The organism is Paenibacillus sp. FSL R7-0333 (assembly GCF_038000365.1).
GTDB lineage: Bacteria > Bacillota > Bacilli > Paenibacillales > Paenibacillaceae > Paenibacillus_AQ > Paenibacillus_AQ silagei.
On sequence record NZ_JBBOBZ010000001.1, the window covers coordinates 3,893,644 to 3,912,105 of the forward strand.

Sequence of the window (18,462 nt, forward strand, 5' to 3'; positions counted from 1 at the left end):
TTCCTGGCCCCCAAAATCCGCTGCTCATTATTGAGGCCTGCTTACGCGCAGCACGGCCTCGCCAATATCAATGACTTCCTTGGTACCCGTTCTGCGGTCCATGTATTCAATCCTTTGCTCTGCGGCCAGCTTGCCGACCACCAGCGCAACCGGTATGCCGATCAGTCCGGCATCCTTGAATTTGACCCCGGCCCGCTCATCGCGGTCGTCCAGCAGGGTATCGATGCCCAAGGCAGTCAGCCGTGCATACAGGGCTTCGGCCAGCTCCCGCTGCGCTGTATCTTTGACCGACATCAGAAGAATATGAACTGTATATGGAGCCAGACCCAGCGGCCAGATCAGCCCCTGGTCATCGTTGTTCTGCTCAGCCACTGCGGCCAGCAAGCGGGAGATTCCGATGCCGTAGCAGCCCATTACCATAGGCCGGGTGCGGCCGTCTGCATCCAGATAATCTGCCCCCAGCTTCTCACTATAGACCGTGCCCAGCTTGAAGACATGCCCTACCTCGATGCCCTGCTGGAAATCCAGCTCCCCTTCGCCGCACTGCGGACAGCTGTCGCCGGTAACCGCATTACGGAAATCCCCCACCTGCGTCAGCGGAAAGTCCCGGCCGGGCACCACTCCACGCAGATGGTAATCCTCTTCCCCCGCGCCTGTGACTGCTTCTGTCATGGCTGCAACAGCAGCATCCACCAGGATAGGCACGGACAATCCGGCAGGACCGACATAACCGCTTCCGGTTCCGGCAGCCTCCTGCACATGCATGGCATCAGCCAGTATAATGTCACCGCAGCCGAGATACTTTTGCACCTTCAGCTCATTCACCTCATGATCTCCACGGACCAGCACGGCAAATGTGCCACCTTCGCCCGTATAGATTAATGTCTTGATGATATCCTGCGGTGTGAGCTGACTCTCCTGCTCCAGCTGCTGAATGGTCTTCTGGCCAGGCGTATGGAATCGCTCAGGGGCAGGACGTCCGGCAAAATCTTGTCTATCCGGTTCGGCTCCGCTCCGCACTTCCGCCTGCTCCAGATTCGCAGCATATCCGCACAGGGAGCACACAGCTATCGTATCCTCACCTATATCTGACAGGGCCATGAATTCATGATTTTGGCCTTTGCCTCCAATCGCTCCGGCATTCGCCTGCACCGCCCGGTACTTCAGGCCGCAGCGGTCAAAGATCCGCTCATAAGCGCTGTACATCACCTGATAGGCCAGATCCAGGCCCTCCCAATCCGTATCAAACGAATAGGCATCCTTCATCAGGAATTCCCTGCCCCGCAGAAGCCCTGAGCGCGGACGACGTTCATCCCGGAACTTCGTCTGAATCTGATAGACAGTCACCGGCAGCCGCCGGTAAGAGCTGATCTCTGAGCGCATTAGCGCTGTAACCACTTCCTCATGGGTCGGACCCAGCACGAACTCACGGTCGTGACGGTCCCGGAGCTTCATCAGCTCTTTGCCGTACACCTCATAACGTTCCGATTCTCTCCAGAGCTCTGCCGGCTGCATCGAAGGCATGAGAACCTCCTGCGCACCGGCGGACTCCATCTCCTGGCGCACGATCTGCTCCATCCTGCGCAGCACCCGCCGTCCGAGCGGCAAATAGGTGTATACCCCGGCGGCCACCTGCCGGATATATCCGGCACGCAGCAGCAACTGGTGGCTCCTTGTCTCTGCTTCGGCAGGAGCTTCGCGCAGAGTGGTAACTAATAGATTGGTTTGACGCATACAGATCAGCCTCTTTCGTCGATAAGTGTGAACGGGTCCAGAACATTTCGCTGCCATAATGAGAACGCAAAAAAGACGCATCCGTCAGGGACGAATGCGCCGTGTTACCACCCTGTTTCAACCACAAAACTATCTAAGTTTGCGGTCCTCTAAACCGGATAACGGCCGGCTCCGGCAGACTTATGCCCATCTTCAGCATAAGCTGCAGCTTCCAAGGCAGGATTGGTGTCTTACGCACTCGGGGGATCTTTCAGCCGGTGAATCCCCTCTCTGTTCCGGCGTTTACGGATACCAGGTCCTTGGTCAACGCTGTTACGTTATAAATGTTGGTTCTTAATCTATACGATATTCGAGGTCGCGTCAAGCGGGCGATGAATAGATTGTGAATGCAATTAAATATTTTACACCAAATCCTTAAGATCTGAAAAGAATGTGTCGATAAACCGAATAGGAGTTGAGGTATTTAGAGAGAAACGGCTAGCTACCAGCCGATTTCCATGTACCAGAGGGGGAACCGTTCCAATGTTCAAGTCAGTCAACCGCTTCACCGGCAAGCTCAGATCACGATCACTGCAAAGACAAATGATGATGCTGTTTACCATTATGCTAGTGATCCCGATCCTCTTGGTCAGTTATTTCTCCTATTCCAGTGCGAAACGGGAATTGGAGCTTAAAATGCAGAAAGCCACGCATTCCAGTGTCGATCTGGTCGCCGGGACCATCCAAGAATATGTATCCGCTGCTATGCGGAATGTAGATTTGCTCAGCCGCCAGATTGAGTCTTCCGGGCTCGATGTGAAGGCTCCCGCAACACGCACACTCATCGATCAGTTCATGAAGGCACATCCTGAGCTGGAGATTCTTACGGCGGGCAACGAACAAGGTGCCTGGATGAAGGCTCCGGACCCCGGCAAACAGGATTATGATCCGCGTACACGGGACTGGTATAAGGCGTCCATGCAGAATGCCGGTACCACTACAATCATTGATCCTTTTGTCTCCGCAACAACCGGCAATTATACGCTGTTCATCTCCCATTCGCTGGAGGATGGCAAAGGAGCTGTGACCACAAGCCTCAATCTCAAGGCAATGAGTGAAAGAATCCATACTACCCATCCGGGTGAAACCGGCTACTTCTACATTGTGGACCGTAATGATAAATTCGTCTCTTATCCCGGCAAAGCAGCAGGTGAGGATGTAGCAGATTATATAGTGAAAATGCTGGCAAACGACAGCGGGGACCTGCACTATACCAATCCGGACACGGAGATGGACATGCAGGGTTATTATACAACCGATCCGAACACCGGCTTCAAAATTGTCGGCATCCTGCCTACCCAAGAATTCTCGGATGCCTCACAGCCCATTATCTATACCGGACTGATGGTTCTGGCTGTTGCCCTGCTTGTCGCCCTAACCCTGATGTACTTGATTGTCCGCTCCATCACGAAGCCGATCCGCAGCCTGAACCGTTCTGCACAGCGGGTAAGCGAAGGCTATCTGAATGAGCAGATTCAGATGAACCGGGTGGATGAGATCGGTCAGCTGGCACAGAATTACAACCTGATGGTAGGCTCTCTGCGCGGCATCGTATCGGATATTTCGGACACCTCGGGACAACTCGCAGCCTCCAGCCAGCAATTGAATGCAACCACCGAAGAGAACTCCAGAGCCACCGCTTACGTGGCTGAACTGGTGCAGGACTCCTCCGAGGGTGCGCAGACACAGACCTCGGCCATGGCAGAGACCTCGCGCGCGATGGAGGAAATGTCCTCCGGTATTCAAAGGATCGCCGAAGCCGCCGCCTCCATCGTCGATTCTTCCGCAAGCACTGAAGCAGATGTGCGCAGCGGCAGCCGGAAGATGGAACAGGTCAGCCAGCAAATGGATGCCATCCGGACCTCTACCCACCACTCTTCGCAGCTGATCGGGCAATTAAACGGCTTGAACGATGAGGTGTCCGCGATGAGCAGTGCAATTTCGGCGATCGCCGTACAGACAAATCTCCTGTCGCTGAACGCCGGCATTGAAGCGGCCCGGGCCGGAGAGCAGGGCCGGGGCTTCGCCGTCGTGGCTGCTGAGGTGCGGAAGCTGGCCGATCAATCGAAGAATACCGCCGGAGATATTCAAGATACCCTCCAACAGATGACCCGGTTGATCGACCAGACCTATGAAGCGATCCGGCATACCGTTGCAGCTGATGTTGAGCTGGGTATTCAGGTTACCGCCGAAGCCAAGGAATCCTTCAACAGCATTGAACAGTCTACGGCCAAAATCAACAGCCAGCTGCATGACATCTCGGCTATTACCGAGCAGATGTCAGCGGGAGCGCAGGAGGTCGCCGCTTCCGTTCACGAGATCTCCGGCATCTCCCGTTCTACTTCTGACGCCTTCCAGAGTGTAACAGCAGCTACAGAGGAACAGCTCGCTTCCATGGAAGAGATCTCCGCCTCCTCTACGGAGCTGTCCAGGATGGCGGGCGATCTGCAGCTTAAGATTGAACGGTTCAAGCTGGAAGACTAGCCCCCGTGATCATGTGAGCGGTGAAGGCCATTCAATAATATAGCAGCATAATAAGAGCATAATAAAAAGCCGTCTCTCAGCAATGCTGAAGGACGGCTTTTTCGTACATATAGGGTCAAGCAAGTACAGTCGAACCCATCAGGTATTTATCCACTTCACGCGCTGCTTCGCGTCCCTCGTTGATAGCCCATACCACCAGACTCTGTCCGCGGCGCATATCTCCGGCTGCGAATACTTTATCCACATTCGTGTTGAATTTGCCATAACGGGCCTTCACATTGGTACGGCGGTCCGTATCCAGCTTAAGCTGCTCAATGATATCCTGCTCCGGTCCGTCGAAGCCAATCGCGATCAGCGCCAGCTGGGCCGGATAGACAGCCTCGGTGCCCGGAACCGGCTGGTAGATCTTCCGTCCTGTCTCGTCCACCGTCCGGCGGATCTGCACGGTGTGCAGTTCCTTCAGGTTGCCTTCATCATCACCGACAAATTTCGTCGTCATGATCGAGAACTCGCGCGGATCTTCACCGAAGACCGCCTTGGCTTCCTGCTGGGCATAATCCAGCGTATAGACATTCGGGAATTGCGGCCAAGGGTTGGCAATCGGATCACGCGTAAGCGGCGCTTTGTCATGCGTGCCGAATTGGGTAATGCTGTTGCAGCCATGGCGCAGGGAGGTCGCGACACAGTCAGAGCCGGTGTCGCCTCCGCCAAGTACGATGACATCCTTGCCTGCGGCGGATACGTAATTGCCATCCTCCAGATTGGAATTCAGATAGCTTTTGATCGTGCCGTTCAGGTAATCCATGGCATACATAACCCCTTTGAGGTCATGGCCCTCCACATTGAAGCGTCTTGCCTTGGTCGCGCCGCCGCAGAGAACAACGGCATCATATTCATCCACCAGCTGCTGCGCCGGAATGTCTTTGCCAATCTCAGTGTTAACTACGAACTCGATACCTTCTGCAGCCAGCAGATCGACGCGGCGCTGTACGACACGTTTGTCCAGCTTCATCGTCGGAATGCCATACATCAGAAGGCCGCCGATCCGGTCACTGCGCTCAAAGACCGTTACCGTGTGACCCGCCTTGTTCAGCTGGGCGGCTGCGGCCAGTCCTGCCGGACCGGAGCCGACAATGGCGATCCGTTTGCCTGTACGCTTCTCCGGCGGACTCGGGACTACCCAGCCCTCTTCAAAGCCCTTGTCCACAATGGCCAGCTCGATCGTCTTAATCGTAACAGGCTGTCCAATCAGACCGACGGTACAGGAGCCCTCGCAGGGTGCAGGACAGATGCTGCCGGTGAATTCAGGGAAGTTATTGGTCTTGTGCAGGCGCTCCAGCGCTTCCTTCCACAAGCCACGGTAGACCAGGTTATTCCACTCGGGAATCAGGTTATGCACGGGACAGCCTGAAGTACCGCCGCTCATATCCATGCCGGTGTGGCAATACGGTGTGCCGCAATCCATACAACGGGCACCCTGGGTCCGAAGCTCGTCCTCGGTCAGATGCTCGTGGAATTCTTCCCAATCCTTCACGCGCTGCTCGGGATCGCGGTCCCCTGGGAGCTGGCGCTTATACTCCATAAATCCAGTAGGTGTAGACATATATACGTTTCCCCCATCCGTTCTCTTCGTGTTGATGTATAGTACACCATTTCTAATTTTAATTATATTAGCATTCAATACTTTCGCACTGTAATGGACTAATCTGCTGATTATTTGTACTATTTCACATCTTGTGTCAGAGAAAACGCTTCATTGTCACTCCTTGCGGTCGTACACCATAAAACGATAATCATACGGATTCTGCTCGTTCTTGAGTCCTGGTGTGTTGGAAACTTCCTTCCACTGGCTCCAGTCTACCTCAGGGAATCTCGTATCGCCTTCAATCTCCGCCTCTATCCGTGTAACACGCAGCTTGTCGGCATACGGCAGCATCAGGCTATAGATCTCGGCTCCGCCGATCACCATCAGCTCATCCTCTTTGCGCCCCTCAGCGAGCGCCTCAGCCAGCGAATGGATGACCTCAGCCCCTTCGGGTGCGAAGCTCCGGTCACGGGTCAGGATGAGGCTGGTACGGCCCTTCAGCGGCTTGCTGCCGAGCGACTCCCAGGTTTTGCGGCCCATCAGCATCCGCTTGCCGAGTGTCTCAGCTTTGAAATAAGCGAAATCCAGCGGCAAATGCCAGGGCATGTCATTATTTTTGCCAATTACGCCATTCGAGGCCATCGCCCATATCATGGTAATACTCATATAGCAACCGGCGCCTTGATTCCCGGATGATAGACATAGTCGGTAAATTCAAAATCCTCATAAGTATAATCAAAAATACTGTCCGGTACTCTGCGGATGTTAAGCTTCGGCAGCGCATAAGGCTCCCGTGTAAGCTGTGTAGCCACTTGTTCCATATGATTTGTATATATATGCACATCTCCGCCGGACCAGATGAAGTCTCCGACCTCAAGCCCCGTCTGCTGCGCCACCATATGCGTTAGCAGCGCGTAGCTGGCAATGTTAAACGGAAGCCCCAGGAACGTATCCACCGAACGCATCGTAAGCATGCAGGAGAGCTTGCCGCCCGCTACATAGAACTGAAACACGAAATGGCAGGGCGGTAGCTTCATCTGCTCGATCTCGCCTACATTCCACGCACTAACGATATGACGCCGTGAATCGGGATTATGCTTAATCGACTCAATCACATTCGCAATCTGATCGATATGCTGCCCGTCCTTGCTCTCCCACGCCCGCCACTGCGAACCGTATACCGGTCCCAGCTCCCCGTTCTCATCGGCCCATTCATCCCAGATCGAGACGCCATTCTCCTTCAGATACGTTGTATTGGTATCCCCTTTGAGGAACCAGAGAAGCTCATGTACCACCGATTTCAAATGAATGCGCTTGGTGGTCATCAGCGGGAAGCCCTTCGACAGATCGAAGCGGAGCTGACGCCCAAAGACGGACACTGTACCTGTACCTGTCCGGTCGCTCTTAGCTGTACCGTTGTCGAGAATATCCTGTAATAAATCCAAGTAATTACGCAAGCCGTATCACACCCCACTCTCTTTTTCTTCTATCAGTTTACCATGAGCAGACGGTCGTTGTAACTTCCCTAACGATAAAAATACGCAAAAAAACATACATTTCTCTGCCTGAATTGGGCTGACTGCCAGCTATTTCCGAACGTTCAGGACAGTGGCCTCAGTCAAAAGAGGATGTTCCCTGACCATCTGCATGGCTTCGGGAACATCCTCTTATATTCTTACCGCATAAGCTTAAGCGGTTATTATTTCATTACGTGGATCGGGTGGCCTTCTACCAGCTCAGCCGCTTCCATAACGATCTCGCCAAGGGTTGGATGCGCATGGATGGTCAGTGCGATATCTTCAAGCGTTGCGCCCATTTCAATCGCCAGACCCAGCTCAGCGATCAGGTTGGAAGCTTCGATACCGACGATTTGTGCGCCAAGCACCTGATTGTTGTCGCTCTTCGCTACAATCTTGATGAAGCCTTCAGGAGCATTCAGGGACACGGCACGGCCGTTGCCTGCGAACGGGAACTTGCCGGCTTTCACCGCATAGCCCTTATCCTTAGCTTCCTTCTCGGTCAGACCTACGCTGGAGCATTCAGGATCTGTGAAGACTACAGCCGGCATTACCTTGTAATCCACAACCGATTTGTGTCCGGCAATGGCTTCCGCAGCAATCTTACCTTCGTAAGAAGCTTTGTGCGCCAGGGCAAGACCCGGAACAATATCGCCGATTGCGAAAATGTTAGGAATGTTAGTCCGTCCCTGATGGTCTACCTTCACCAGACCGCGGTCATCCAGCTCAACGCCGATCAGATCCAGGCCCAGCTCGCCATCAGTATTCGGACGGCGTCCTACGGTTACCAGCAGGTATTCAGCAGTCACTTCTTTGGACTCTCCGCCTACGGAGTACTTCACAGTAACTTCCTTGTCGTTCTGAACCGCAGATTCGGCTTTGGCGTTAGTTACAATTTCAATGCCAGTCTTAGCCATATTCTTAGCAACCAGACGGGTCATGTCTTTGTCGAAGCCAGGCAGAACGGTATCCAGCCCTTCAATGATGGTAACCTTGGTGCCGAATTTGGAATACATCTGACCCAGCTCCGCACCAATGTAGCCGCCGCCGATAACGATCATGCTCTTAGGGATTTCAGGCAGATCCAGCGCTTCCGTGGAGGACAGGATGCGTCCGCCGAACGGGAATGGCTTCAGTTCAATCGGACGGGAGCCCGTTGCAATAATGCAGTTATTGAACTTGTAACGCGGGGATTCATGATCATTGAACAGACGGGCTTCGTTTGTGCTGATGAACATAGCTTCTCCGCTGAATACTTCGATCTTGTTGCCTTTCATCAGGCTGGTAACGCCGGAAGTCATTTTCTTGACTACGCCGTTCTTGAAGGCCTGAGTCTTAGACCAGTCCACCTTAACGTTCTCGGCAGTAACACCGAATACTTCACCGTGCTGGGCAGCCTCGAATTGATGAGCGGCCGAGATCAGGGCCTTGGAAGGAATACAGCCGCGGTTCAAGCACACGCCGCCGAGTTCCGATTTATCTACAATGATGACCTTCTGGCCGAGCTGGGCGGCACGAATTGCCGCCACATACCCGCCGGGACCTGCACCAATTACCAATGTGTCGATTTCGATTGAAGCGTCTCCGACTACCATTAATTACACCTCCATAACTAACATATCAGGATTTGCAAGCAGGGTCTTAATGTAATTCATGAAATTCTGTGCTGTTGCGCCGTCAATAATCCGGTGGTCAAAGCTCAGGGACAGAGCCATTACAGGTGCTGCAACGATTTCGCCGTTCTTCACAACAGGCTTCTCAGTGATACGTCCGGTTCCAAGAATAGCAACTTCAGGGAAGTTAATGATCGGAGTGAAGAACATACCGCCGGCAGAGCCGATATTGCTGATCGAGATCGTGCTGCCCTTCATTTCATTCGGAGCCAGCTTGCCGTCGCGTCCACGTACAGCCAGATCTGTAATCGCGCTTGCGATCATCCAGATACTCTTGCGGTCAGCGTCCTTGATGACAGGAACGATCAGACCGTTGTCTGTATCTGTAGCAATACCGATGTTGTAGTATTTCTTGTAGACAATTTCATTCGTAGCTTCGTCAATCATTGCATTAAGCGCAGGGAACTGACGGGAAGCGGCAACGAGTGCCTTCACGATGAACGGAAGGTAAGTAACCTTCACGCCCTTCTTCTCAGCTACAGGCTTCATGCGGGCACGGAAGGCTACAAGCTCCGTAACATCCACTTCGTCCATGATAGTAACATGCGGTGCAGTGTAAGCCGATTTAACCATAGCATTGGCAATCGCTTTACGGATACCCTTGAATGGTACGCGTTCTTCTTCCAGGCTTGCATTGCCGGAAGCGGAAGCTGCCGGTGCTGCCGCCTTAGCTTTTGGCGCTTCTGCTGCTGCCGGGGCAGATGCTGCAGGAGCCGCTGCTGCTGGAGCTGCAGAGCCGCCCTTCAGGAAGGCTTCCACATCTTCCAGGGTGATCTTGCCGTTCTTGCCGGAGCCGTTCACCTTGGAGATATCTACGCTCTTGTCACGGGCATACTTGCGCACGCTTGGTGTTGCCAGCACTTCACGGTCAGGGGCTGGTGCTGCCGCCGCTGCCGGAGCAGTACCTTGGGAAGGAGCTGCTGCCTGGGCACCGGATGCTTCAGCATGGCCGCCTTCCTCATGAGGAACATCACCTTCTGCAGCAATGATAGCCACAACTTCACCTACACGGCAGATCTGGCCGTCTTTGGTGAACACTTCGACTACAGTACCGTTGACTGGAGAAGGAACTTCCACCACCGCTTTATCATTCTGAACTTCCATAATGATATCGTCGTCAGTGATTTTGTCTCCAACCTTAATGTGCATCTTGATGATTTCCCCTTCATGCAGGCCTTCGCCCAGTTCAGGGAACTTATATTCAAAGTTCGTAGCTCCGCCGGTTGCAGGGCTGCTGGTTGCAGGAGAAGAGGTTGTATCTGCTCCGCCTTTGGCTGCATCTGCTTCCTGGGAAGCCTGTTCTGCCGGATGGCCGCCTTCCTGCTCAGGAACGTCGCCTTCTGCATCAATGATAGCTACAACTTCGCCTACACGGCAAACTTGGCCATCCTTGGTGAAGACTTCAAGCACTGTGCCGTTGACCGGACAAGGCACCTCTACTACCGCCTTGTCGTTCTGAACTTCCATTACGATATCGTCATCGGTTACTTTGTCGCCGGCTTTGATATGCATTTTGATAATTTCGCCTTCATGCAGACCTTCGCCCAGCTCAGGGAACCGGTACTCAAATTTTGCCACCTTGATAACCTCCTATAAATTATGTTGAGTTATTCCAACAGTCCTGTTTGATAGAAGACAGAAACGGCTGCCGCCCTTTATACAAGGACGGCAAGGTCGTTACTTCCTAGAATTCCATGACTTTCTTAACTGCCGTGATGACACGTGCAGGGGTAGGAATCCAAGTATCTTCGATTTGAGCAAACGGGAAAATGGTATCTGGACCTGCTACACGAAGCACAGGGGCTTCCAGGTGCAGCAGAGCTTTTTCGTTAATCTGGGCAATAACCTCAGCGGCTACGCCGGAGCTCTTCTGAGCTTCTTGTACAACAATCGCACGGTTAGTCTTCTTGATGGAAGCCACAATGGTGTCGATATCAATCGGGCTAACGGTACGAAGGTCGATAATTTCGACTTTGATGCCTTCTTTCTCGAGCTGGTCGGCCGCTTTGGTCGCTGTATGTACCATTAGACCGTAGGTAATGATAGATACATCCGTACCTTCGCGAACTACATTCGCTTTGCCGAGTTCAACGGTATATTCACCTTCAGGCACCTCTGCACGGAAAGCATGGTACAGGTTCAAGTGCTCCATGAAGAATACAGGGTCATTGTCGCGGATCGAAGCGATCAGCAGCCCCTTCGCATCGTATGGATTAGAAGGAATAACTACTTTGATACCAGGACTCTGGGCAATCAGGCCTTCCAGGGAATCGGTATGCAGCTCGGCTGCCTTAACGCCGCCGCCGAACGGAGTGCGGAAGACTACAGGAGCATTGTACTTGCCCCCGGAACGCCAGCGCAGGCGTGCTGCCTGAATAACGATCTGATCCAGAGCTTCGAAGATGAAGCCTACGAACTGGATCTCAGCGATCGGACGGAAGCCCTGTACGCCGAGACCAAAAGCCAAACCGCCAATAGCGGACTCTGCCAGCGGTGTATCGAAAACGCGCTCCTCGCCAAATTCCTTCTGCAGCCCTTCCGTTACACGGAACACGCCGCCTACATTACCAACGTCTTCTCCGAAGATAAGAACATTGGGGTCACGAGTTAGTTCAACGCGCATTGCGTCACGAATTGCTTCTTTCATATTCATCTGTGCCATTGCGTGATATCCCCCTTATTCAAAATCGGCTTTTTGTTCTTCAAGATGTTTCGGAGTTACCTCGAACATGCTGTCGATCAAGCCGGGAATGGTCATTTTTTCGGTCTGTTCTGCTTTCTTAATCTGCTCGTTCACAGTTGCTTTCGCTTCTTCTCTTACGCGCAGAGTGTCCTCTTCTGTCCAGAGGCCTTTCTTCTCCAGGTACTTGGCGAGACGGGCAATCGGATCTTTCTCATTCCATTGACCTTCTTCTTCCTTCGTACGGTACTTACTGGCATCATCGGAGAGGGAATGCGGACGGAAACGGTAGGTTACCGCTTCGATCAGTGTGGCGCCTTCGCCTTTGCGGGCACGTTCAGCAGCCTGCTGTACAGCAGAGATTACTGCAAAGACGTCCATACCGTCGATCTTGATTCCGGGAATCCCTGCGGCAACCGCCTTGTGGGCGATGGATTTCGCTGCTGTCTGCTTCGAGAACGGAGTGGTGATGGCATAGCCGTTGTTCTGAACGAAGAAGATCACCGGCAGCTTATATACTCCTGCATAGTTAAGGCCTTCGTAGAAGTCGCCTTCAGACGAACCGCCGTCACCGGTATATGTGATTGCAACGTTCTGCTGTTTCTTCAATTTGAAGCCCATAGCAATACCGGTAGCATGAAGGATCTGTGCTCCGATAATGATCTGCGGCATCAGTACATTCACGCCATCAGGAATCTGTCCGCCATGCTGATGTCCGCGGGAATACAGGAAAGCCTGATATAATGGAAGGCCATGCCATACGAGCTGTGGAATATCACGGTAGCCCGGGCAGACGAAATCTTCCTTCTGCAAAGCGTACTCGCTGCCGATCATTGTAGCTTCCTGTCCGGATACCGGTGCATAGAAGCCGAGACGGCCTTGACGGCCCAGGTTGACAGCACGGTCATCCCAGGTACGGGTAAATACCATACGGTACATGATTTCTTTCAATTGATCATCGGTAAGGTTAGGCATCATTTCCTTGTTGATAATTTCTCCATCCGGGGAAAGAACCGTAAGGGCTTCAACGTCCTCTGTATACACTTCATAAGGAACTCTAGTCATTATCTTCACCTCAATAAAAAAATTTGAATATCAGTGGTCTCTGTTATAGAATTATTATACACCTGTTGTATCTGTTTCGTCAAAGAAATACGCATAAAATTTATGTTTCCATAAATTTTGTATGTATAACAGGCGTTTAAATATCCTATAACAGATTGAAGGATATTTATCAAGTAAATGATATATCCCACATTTGCCGCTTGGTTAATTTTAACGCAACACTAAGTCTTAAGCAAAATCCGACATGAAAGGTGACGATTTGACAATGAGCGAACCTGTTTTTCTGAAACGTACAATTGTAAAACAAACACTGTGGAGCGAACACCTGCAGGAAGAGCGCAAGCTGCGTATCTATCTTCCCCCCGGATATAATGAAGTACTCAGCTATCCCGTCGTCTACTGCCAGGACGGTGAAGAATTCTTCAACTTCGGCCGGATTGCCACCTTGGCTGGTCAGCTGATTCTGGAGCAGGACGTGGAACCCTTCATTATAGTGGGCGTCGAAGTGAACGTGGCAGTCCGCACCGCTGAATACGCTCCGTTCGGCAGCCGCTTCAAGCAGTACCTTGCATGCTTCGCCGAAGAGATTATTCCCTTCATTGAACATAATTATCCTGTCCGGCGCACACCGGAGGAGCGGATCGTAGCCGGTGATTCCCTGGGCGGCAGTGTCTCCCTCCACCTGGCGCTGGCGTATCCGGGATTATTCAGCCGTGTGCTCAGCCTCTCCGGCGCCTACTATCCCGAGACCCGCGAGCTGTTATCACAAGAGGAGGATCTCTCCTGGCTTCAGATCAACATGGTTGTAGGGCTTCAAGAGCGCGACTACAAGACCGATACCGGCGTCTATGATTTCGTGGAGATGAACCGGGAGACCAAGGCCATGCTTGAAGCCAAGGGAGCCACGGTGTCCTACCGCGAGAAGGACGGCCAGCATCTTTGGGGTTTTTGGCAAAAAGAGCTCCCGGAATCATTACTCTATTTCTTCAGCTCCTGAAACAGCAAATAGAACCCCAAAAGTGAACATCTTACGAACTTATGTATGCAGCACGACTGACTGCGCTTTCATCACGAATCGGACATACGGTGCCGTTCCTTAAATTATAAGGACGGCAACCGGTCCGGCTGTAGCACTATGCCTGCCAATTGGAAGCGGCTTTGCCGTCCTTTTAAAGGACGGTACCGTTTCAGCGAGAAATAGAAGGATAATTTATTTCTCCTGAATAATCCGTTCCAGCAGCACATCACAACCGGCGTTGATTAAATCATAGACCTGCTCGAAATTACCGGTGAAATACGGGTCAGGCACTTCACGCAGCTCCTCATCCGGCAACAGATCCATGAAGAACAACAGCTTGGACTGCTCACCGCCGGGAATTTTGCGCACATTCTCCCCGTTGGACTTGTCCATGCAGATGATATATTCGAATCTCTCGAAATCCTCACTGGCTACCAGCCTTGCTCTCATATACTCATAGCTGATGCCATGCAGATCAAGGATACGCCTTGTCCCTTCATGCGGCGCTTTTCCGATATGCCAGTCTCCCGTTCCTGCAGAATCCACTGTAATCTGATCCGCAAGCTGACGCTGTTCAATCTTGCTGCGCAGCACAGCTTCTGCCATCGGCGAACGGCAAATATTCCCCAGACATACAAACAACACGTTAACGATCCCTCTCACCTCCTGCGCTCAAGCATTCCTTATCATCCGTAATGGATGGGTGCGGTCAGACGCACTAACCCTATTTTAGCGTCAGCGCGGCAATTGTACAACTTTTGAAACTGCTATATACTGTTCAGGATGATGAACTTAATTGAACAACAAGGAGGGGGAGCTATTGCCATCCGGGCGTATTGTAATTGTTGCAGGCGGTGAACTGACCGCGGAATGCCTGCGCTTATTAGATGAAGAGGATTATATTATCGGTGCTGACCGGGGAGCGCTGTTCCTGATTGATCATGGCTTCACCCCCCAGCTTGCCGTTGGTGATTTCGATTCTGTCTCTCCTGAGGCACTGGAGCGGATTCAGGCGGGAAGCAAGAAGACTATAAGCTGTGATCCGGTCAACAAAGACCTTACCGACAGTGAAATGGCCCTGGATCTTGCCCTGAACCTCCAGCCGCAGTCTATTCTGATGATCGGGGTAACGGGTACGCGCATGGACCATACGCTGGCCAGCATTCAAATGATGACAAGAGCACTGCAACGGCAGGTAGCCTGCTCTATTATGGATGCGAACAACTACATTACGCTTACCGGCTCTCAGGCGGTTGTAGAGGAACGGGGGTATTCCTATGTCTCCTTGCTGCCTCTGACTCCCGAGGTAACGGGCATCACCCTTCAGGGCTTCCAATATCCTCTGGAGAACGCCACCCTCAAGTTAGGGCAATCCCTGGCCGTGAGCAATGTGCTGCTGGAGCAGAGCGGAACCGTTCATATTGAGAGCGGACTTCTGCTAATTATTCAGAGCAAGGACTGAATACATAGATTTTTGGAGACATCGCTGTAACCTTTGTTTCAAAATCGTAAAGCCGGGAAACCCTTTGTACATCAAGGGTTTCCCGGCTTTTTTCGGCGAACTCACTACGCAAATATTAATATTTTGTAACTTTTAATGTGATTTTAATAAAACGCTTACATTGCATATCCCGCCTGCATTTAGCCCATCTCTTCCATAATTTAGGCCTGTCATAACCTGCTATACTACGAATCAGACGAACGAAACTACTAGAATTCATTACAACCTTGGAGGTATACAACATGAATAAGCAACAATGGTTCAAGCAAGCAATGACAATTGGTCTGTGCACAACAATCGGGTTCAGCGCCTTACTCGCAACCGGAGCAGGAACAGCCCCTGCTGCCGCTTCAGCTGTATCCGCTGATGCTGTATCTGCCGATTCTGTAAGTGCCGATTCTGTATCCGCATCTTCCACTGGCTCCAAAGTGGTCAGCTTCGGCAAGAAGTATCTGGGTACGCGTTACCAGTTCGGTGCCTCCACTTCAACTACACGTTATTTTGACTGCTCCTCCTTTACTCAATATATTTTCAAAAAATATGGTGTAGATCTGCCCCGTACGTCCGTTGCCCAATCTAAAGTGGGTAAATCGGTCAGCAAAGCCAATCTGCGTGTCGGCGATCTGGTGTTCTTCTCCAGCGGAAGCCGGGCCAACGGCAAGAACGTCACCCATGTGGCTGTATATGCCGGCAATGGCAAGATCCTGCACACTTACGGCTCACCCGGCGTGACCATTTCAGATCTGAATTCGGGTAACTGGAAAAAAACCTACTTGAAATCACGCCGCGTACTGTAACAGCCAGAAGACCTATTATAGCTTGTACCAAGAGAGTACATGTCTATTAGCCGGAGAGCTGCTTGCAGCGGCCGTCAGTTTGTGGCCCCGCTCTCCGGTGTCCGCAGTACATATCCGGTTCCACGCACCGTATGAATCAGTTTATTCCGGCGGCCTTTATCCACCTTCAGTCGCAGATGCCGGATGTACACATCCACCACATTGGTATCCGCTTGAAAATGATACCCCCATACCTGCTGCAATATTTCAGCACGGGGACAGACTTCACCCAGATTCTCTGCCAGATAATACAGCAGGTCGAATTCCTTGGGGGTCATCTTCAGCTCGGCTCCATCCCGGATGACCTGCCGGCGTCCGCGATCGAGGAGCAATCCGTCCACCTTAAGCAGCGAGGCCGCATCTCTACGGCGGCCTGTCAGCTTAAGTAGATTCAATATTCTGCGTTTGAACTCACCGGTATGTACAGGCTTCTCCATGTATTCGTTGCCTCCGGCATCGAATACGGAGACAGCCGCTTCCCCTTTCACTCCAGGCGCCCCTCCGGATATGACCATCACCGGCAGAATCATCCCCTCCTTCCGCGCCTCCGAGACAGCTTCCCAGCCCGCCCAGCCTCCGGGTTCCTCCAGCTCCGCGAGCAGAAGCACAGGCTCACCGCCTGAGAGCAATAAGCGAAGACTATCCAGGTCTTCGCTTATTGCTGTTCTTATACCAAGGCTATGGATGGCCTCCTCAAGCCCGATACGGCCGGCAGCCCTATCCTCTCTGTCTGCATCAGCTTCAAGGCTATCCGGGCGCGGACCGGGTATATACCATGCTATCTTTTCATTCACCGGGATAGTCCCCCTGTACCAGTCTTGCACCGGCTGTGCCGCCGCAGATGATACCTAGAATTCCCGCAAAACAAAGAGACCATTCGGGGGAATGGTCTCTTTGCGGCACTAATCGTGTGCAACATATAATTTCTTATATTTGTACGAAATCGATCTCCTGGAATGCGGACACCTGGGTGTCCCAGCGCTCTGCGACAAAAGCCTGATGCGCCGGATGATTATTGTAGGCATCATAAGCCGCCTGATCGGCGAACTCCATCGAGAATCCGTACTGGTGCTCACACTTGGCGCTGACCTGACGCAGCACCTCGAAATTCTCCACCACCGGAATCCCGCTAAGAATCTCAGCACCATCCCGCAGGAAAGCTCTGGTCTCCTCCGAATCCGGGGCAGATTTGAGTGTAAATACGGCCATATGACGGATGGTTCCCTTGTTCATTACGTTTCTCCTCCATTATCCGAAATACCGGTGATAATAGCTGCGGGCGGCTGCGATATCACTGGTTCCATGTATTAAGGCTCTCCCGTCTGTGAACACAACCATCCGGTACGGCTCTTCTGTAAAAGAAACCAGATACGGATTGCTCTCCACCTTGCCGCTGCTGAGCCTGGACAGGCGGGCGGCCGTCTCCTCCAGATCAAGGCTTCTGCGGTGTGCCGGACGGATCTGCACCGTATCCCTGCCGCACAGCACGTCGCTGCGCTCTGTGTTAGAGGCTGACAGATACGGATAGCTCCGTGATTCACCGCATGAGGGACAGTCCGTCTTTTTCGCCATCTGAACCCCAATCTCCTGCTGCTCATTACGCCAGATATCGAAGGTCAGCAGCTTGCCGCGCAGCTTGTCCTTGAATCCGCCGAGCAGCTTCAGCGCCTCAGCCGTTCCATTCGTAGTAACCATCTGCACCGCTTGCGGAAGAATGCCCGCCGTATCGCAGGTATCCCCGCCGAGCGGGATCGTGCCCAGCAGACAATTCAGACAAGGGGTTTCACCCGGCAGAATCGTATACGTAATGCCGTAACTTCCGACACAGGCTCCGTAGATCCAGGGGATGCCGTGCTTTTGAGCCAGGTCATTGATGATCAACCGGGTATCGAAGTTATCGGTCCCGTCCATAATCAGATCCACGCCGGGAAGCAGACTCTCCAGCTCCTCTGCACGTACATCGAGCACATGGGCTTCAATCACAATCTCCGAATTGACCGCCATCAGCCGGGTACGGGCTGCAGCCGCCTTGGGCGTGCGCACACGGGCATCTTCTTCCGTATACAACTGCTGGCGTTGCAGGTTACTCCATTCCACATAGTCACGGTCAACAAGGATAAGCCGCCCTACCCCGCAGCGGGCTAATGTCTCGGCGATGCCTGTCCCCAGCGCCCCCATGCCAACGACCAGCACACAGGAACGTGCCAGCCCCTGCTGTCCTGCTGCGCCGAACGGCGCGAAGCGGACCTGTCTTGAATATCTGCCATCCCTGCCGGCCGAAGAAGCCGGAACCGGCGTATTTTGATCAGGACCCATCTCTGAACAGCCCC

At 52.7% G+C, this 18,462-nt stretch carries 16 protein-coding genes; 4 read left to right on the forward strand and 12 right to left on the reverse strand.

Annotated features, from left to right (window positions below):
• Positions 1–27: 27 nt before the first annotated feature.
• Positions 28–1,734, reverse strand: coding sequence for a proline--tRNA ligase (locus tag MKY86_RS16240; protein WP_076079326.1), 1,707 nt, complete (start codon positions 1,732–1,734; stop codon positions 28–30).
• Between the two features lie 522 nt (positions 1,735–2,256).
• Here MKY86_RS16240 and MKY86_RS16245 point away from each other — a divergent pair.
• A complete protein-coding gene (locus MKY86_RS16245) occupies positions 2,257–4,257 on the forward strand; it encodes a methyl-accepting chemotaxis protein (protein ID WP_076079327.1) in 2,001 nt (666 codons plus the stop codon).
• Positions 4,258–4,372: 115 nt separating this feature from the next.
• Here MKY86_RS16245 and MKY86_RS16250 read toward each other — a convergent pair whose 3' ends face one another.
• From MKY86_RS16250 to pdhA, 7 genes are all read right to left on the reverse strand, one after another.
• Positions 4,373–5,860 (reverse strand): glutamate synthase subunit beta, encoded by a 1,488-nt coding sequence (locus MKY86_RS16250; RefSeq protein WP_076079328.1) that lies wholly within the window; start codon positions 5,858–5,860, stop codon positions 4,373–4,375.
• Between the two features lie 156 nt (positions 5,861–6,016).
• Complete coding sequence (locus MKY86_RS16255; RefSeq protein ID WP_076079329.1) at positions 6,017–6,508, reverse strand: dihydrofolate reductase; 492 nt, start codon at positions 6,506–6,508, stop codon at positions 6,017–6,019.
• Positions 6,505–7,299, reverse strand: a complete 795-nt coding sequence (gene thyA / locus MKY86_RS16260) for a thymidylate synthase (RefSeq protein ID WP_076079330.1) — start codon at positions 7,297–7,299, stop codon at positions 6,505–6,507. The genes MKY86_RS16255 and thyA overlap by 4 nt, the downstream gene beginning before the upstream one ends.
• Before the next feature lie 242 nt (positions 7,300–7,541).
• The gene (gene lpdA / locus MKY86_RS16265; protein ID WP_076079331.1) at positions 7,542–8,954 is read right to left on the reverse strand and encodes a dihydrolipoyl dehydrogenase; all 1,413 of its coding nucleotides are present in this window, start codon (positions 8,952–8,954) and stop codon (positions 7,542–7,544) included.
• A gap of 3 nt (positions 8,955–8,957) precedes the next feature.
• The gene (locus tag MKY86_RS16270; protein WP_076079332.1) at positions 8,958–10,610 is read right to left on the reverse strand and encodes a 2-oxo acid dehydrogenase subunit E2; all 1,653 of its coding nucleotides are present in this window, start codon (positions 10,608–10,610) and stop codon (positions 8,958–8,960) included.
• 106 nt (positions 10,611–10,716) lie between these two features.
• The gene (locus MKY86_RS16275; RefSeq protein ID WP_036726449.1) at positions 10,717–11,694 is read right to left on the reverse strand and encodes an alpha-ketoacid dehydrogenase subunit beta; all 978 of its coding nucleotides are present in this window, start codon (positions 11,692–11,694) and stop codon (positions 10,717–10,719) included.
• Positions 11,695–11,709: 15 nt separating this feature from the next.
• Positions 11,710–12,777, reverse strand: coding sequence for a pyruvate dehydrogenase (acetyl-transferring) E1 component subunit alpha (gene pdhA / locus MKY86_RS16280; protein ID WP_036726447.1), 1,068 nt, complete (start codon positions 12,775–12,777; stop codon positions 11,710–11,712).
• Positions 12,778–13,042: 265 nt separating this feature from the next.
• On the opposite strand from pdhA, the gene MKY86_RS16285 reads away from it, so the two are divergent.
• Positions 13,043–13,774: an alpha/beta hydrolase gene (locus tag MKY86_RS16285; RefSeq protein ID WP_076079333.1), complete on the forward strand. Its 732-nt coding sequence runs from the start codon at positions 13,043–13,045 to the stop codon at positions 13,772–13,774.
• Between the two features lie 213 nt (positions 13,775–13,987).
• Here MKY86_RS16285 and MKY86_RS16290 read toward each other — a convergent pair whose 3' ends face one another.
• Complete coding sequence (locus MKY86_RS16290; protein WP_076079369.1) at positions 13,988–14,449, reverse strand: low molecular weight protein-tyrosine-phosphatase; 462 nt, start codon at positions 14,447–14,449, stop codon at positions 13,988–13,990.
• 166 nt (positions 14,450–14,615) lie between these two features.
• Here MKY86_RS16290 and MKY86_RS16295 point away from each other — a divergent pair, with 166 nt between their 5' ends.
• Together MKY86_RS16295 and MKY86_RS16300 are read left to right on the forward strand one after the other, a co-directional pair.
• Positions 14,616–15,257 (forward strand): thiamine diphosphokinase, encoded by a 642-nt coding sequence (locus tag MKY86_RS16295; RefSeq protein ID WP_036726443.1) that lies wholly within the window; start codon positions 14,616–14,618, stop codon positions 15,255–15,257.
• Positions 15,258–15,538: 281 nt separating this feature from the next.
• Positions 15,539–16,093, forward strand: a complete 555-nt coding sequence (locus MKY86_RS16300; RefSeq protein ID WP_036726441.1) for a C40 family peptidase — start codon at positions 15,539–15,541, stop codon at positions 16,091–16,093.
• A gap of 74 nt (positions 16,094–16,167) precedes the next feature.
• Here MKY86_RS16300 and MKY86_RS16305 read toward each other — a convergent pair whose 3' ends face one another.
• The 3 genes from MKY86_RS16305 to MKY86_RS16315 all read right to left on the reverse strand — a co-directional run bounded on the left by MKY86_RS16305 (position 16,168) and on the right by MKY86_RS16315 (position 18,448).
• Positions 16,168–16,926, reverse strand: a complete 759-nt coding sequence (locus MKY86_RS16305) for a winged helix-turn-helix domain-containing protein (protein WP_076079334.1) — start codon at positions 16,924–16,926, stop codon at positions 16,168–16,170.
• A 133-nt stretch (positions 16,927–17,059) separates the two neighbouring features.
• Positions 17,060–17,365 carry a Dabb family protein gene (locus tag MKY86_RS16310; RefSeq protein WP_076079335.1) on the reverse strand — a complete coding sequence of 102 codons (306 nt, stop codon included), beginning with the start codon at positions 17,363–17,365 and terminating at the stop codon, positions 17,060–17,062.
• A 15-nt stretch (positions 17,366–17,380) separates the two neighbouring features.
• The gene (locus tag MKY86_RS16315; protein ID WP_076079336.1) at positions 17,381–18,448 is read right to left on the reverse strand and encodes a ThiF family adenylyltransferase; all 1,068 of its coding nucleotides are present in this window, start codon (positions 18,446–18,448) and stop codon (positions 17,381–17,383) included.
• Positions 18,449–18,462: the final 14 nt, after the last annotated feature.

Bases quoted from the DNA above. Each gene is read 5' to 3' on its own strand.
- MKY86_RS16240 (WP_076079326.1), bottom strand. From the start codon at position 1,734: ATGCGTCAAACCAATCTATTAGTTACCACTCTGCGCGAAGCTCCTGCC.
- MKY86_RS16245 (WP_076079327.1), top strand. From the start codon at position 2,257: ATGTTCAAGTCAGTCAACCGCTTCACCGGCAAGCTCAGATCACGATCA.
- MKY86_RS16250 (WP_076079328.1), bottom strand. From the start codon at position 5,860: ATGTCTACACCTACTGGATTTATGGAGTATAAGCGCCAGCTCCCAGGG.
- MKY86_RS16255 (WP_076079329.1), bottom strand. From the start codon at position 6,508: ATGAGTATTACCATGATATGGGCGATGGCCTCGAATGGCGTAATTGGC.
- lpdA (WP_076079331.1), bottom strand. From the start codon at position 8,954: ATGGTAGTCGGAGACGCTTCAATCGAAATCGACACATTGGTAATTGGT.
- MKY86_RS16275 (WP_036726449.1), bottom strand. From the start codon at position 11,694: ATGGCACAGATGAATATGAAAGAAGCAATTCGTGACGCAATGCGCGTT.
- pdhA (WP_036726447.1), bottom strand. From the start codon at position 12,777: ATGACTAGAGTTCCTTATGAAGTGTATACAGAGGACGTTGAAGCCCTT.
- MKY86_RS16285 (WP_076079333.1), top strand. From the start codon at position 13,043: ATGAGCGAACCTGTTTTTCTGAAACGTACAATTGTAAAACAAACACTG.
- MKY86_RS16300 (WP_036726441.1), top strand. From the start codon at position 15,539: ATGAATAAGCAACAATGGTTCAAGCAAGCAATGACAATTGGTCTGTGC.
- MKY86_RS16310 (WP_076079335.1), bottom strand. From the start codon at position 17,365: ATGAACAAGGGAACCATCCGTCATATGGCCGTATTTACACTCAAATCT.
- MKY86_RS16315 (WP_076079336.1), bottom strand. From the start codon at position 18,448: ATGGGTCCTGATCAAAATACGCCGGTTCCGGCTTCTTCGGCCGGCAGG.